Below are 1608 nucleotides of genomic sequence, written 5' to 3' on the forward strand. Positions count from 1 at the left end.
CGCGGTGAAAGTCGTGGAGCGCATGCTTGCCGACCGGTTCGCCGGGCTACGGGCCGGCGAGATCGACCTGCAGCTGGCCGAGTTCCCGGCCGACGAGCCCGACATCGCCACCGGCCCGATCCTGTTCCGAGAGCAGCGCGCGCTCCAGGTCCCACTCGGCCATCCGCTTGCCGCCAGAAAGTCAGTCACGCTCGAGGACTACGGCAACTGCGAGGTCATCACCATCGAGAACGTGCCCGACTACTTCCTCGACTACCACGTGCCGCGCCGTACGCCGTCGGGGCGGCCCGTCCGTCGGGGGCCGAAAGTCACCTCCTTCCAGGAGGTGCAGTCGATGATCGCCGCAGGCAAGGGAGTCCAGCCCCTGGCCTTGCGCGCGGCGGCCTACCACGGTCGACCGGACACCGTCATCATCCCCTTCGACGACGCTCCGCCGATCGAATACGGCTTCACCTGGCTCGCCGACGGCGACAGCGCGAAAATCCAGGCGTTCATCCGCACAGTTCTCGACGTCGCAGGACGCGACGGATGCGACGAGCCCGGCCCGCTGGGAACTTGAGCAGAAGCACATTCTGATGATCAAGATCTCGTCCGGGAGGGCCTTCGGGTGCCGCTTGAGGCCGAGCCGGATTTCCGGGTTACCGGCGAGGCCTGGCGACGGGAACGCCGCACTGGCCGAAGTGCGGCGCGCCGACCCAGACGTCGTGCTCATGCTGATACGCGCGGAGCCGACCAGCCGACGCGCCCCACGCATCAGTCCCAGCTAGCCAGCCGTTCCCGAGAGATGCGCGCCGTCGAGGACGACGTGGGTGGCGGGGCACGGATCAGTAGCACGGCTAGTTACTGGAAGGCCTCAACCGCCTCCACCGCCCGAAGCAGGCTGGCCGGTGACGGCCTGTATCTCCCGCTGGCTCATCTCCGCCAGCGGCAGGTTGTCGTAGTTGCTGAGGATGACGCCGACCCAGCCGGTGTACGGGTAGATGTTCAAGTTGGCGCCGGTACCGGGGTTGGCACCGGCGCGCCCGAACACAGCGCCCGAAGATATGTTCCTGGACGTAGTCCCAGTACGTCGTGCCGGCCACGGCCTCGACGATCTGCGCGGGGATGGCGATATGGGCGCCTTCGTGGCCGGTGGGAGTGCCGGGGGCGGCCACCAGCTTCGCCTGCCGGGCCTACTGCTCGTAGTACTCGCGCACCTCCTGCCGGCTGTAGAAGATGCGTTGCACGTCCACGTCCGGGCCGCTCAGCCCGGAGGTGCCAGAGAGCAGGTTGTGGATGTTCACCTGCTGAGCGATGTCCTTGGCGTACCCCGTCAGGTAGGTGCCCACGGTGTCCGACACCTTCACCCTGCCCTGCTGCGCCAACCGACGTCTCCGACCACCAGCGCGACGCGGCATCCCATCGGTATAGAAGGCGATGATGCTTCCTACGGGAATGGGGATGTCGGTGCTCTCGAACGTCTCGTGCCCGAGGAACCTGGTCGCCAGTCATGAGCGACGACTCGCTTTGCCTCACCGGCCCAACTGGCGCCTCTCCGAGCCCCCCGTGCCCGCCGACGCCACCGAGGCCGCGGCCATGGCCGTGCCCATCGGAGCCACGCCATAAGTG

At 67.5% G+C, this 1608-nt stretch carries 3 protein-coding genes; 1 reads left to right on the forward strand and 2 read right to left on the reverse strand.

Annotated elements, in window-relative coordinates; genetic code table 11:
• Positions 1–559: LysR substrate-binding domain-containing protein (locus WCA53_RS33260; protein WP_423922066.1), on the forward strand; the 559-nt coding region annotated here is incomplete at its 5' end.
• Positions 560–853: 294 nt separating this feature from the next.
• On the opposite strand, the gene WCA53_RS33265 is transcribed toward WCA53_RS33260, so the two are convergent.
• Together WCA53_RS33265 and WCA53_RS33270 are read right to left on the reverse strand one after the other, a co-directional pair.
• A complete protein-coding gene (locus WCA53_RS33265; RefSeq protein ID WP_423922071.1) occupies positions 854–988 on the reverse strand; it encodes a hypothetical protein in 135 nt (44 codons plus the stop codon).
• Positions 989–1172: 184 nt separating this feature from the next.
• Positions 1173–1364, reverse strand: coding sequence for a hypothetical protein (locus WCA53_RS33270; protein WP_423922073.1), 192 nt, complete (start codon positions 1362–1364; stop codon positions 1173–1175).
• Positions 1365–1608: the final 244 nt, after the last annotated feature.

The organism is Caballeronia sp., from assembly GCF_049581465.1.
Lineage (GTDB): Bacteria > Pseudomonadota > Gammaproteobacteria > Burkholderiales > Burkholderiaceae > Caballeronia.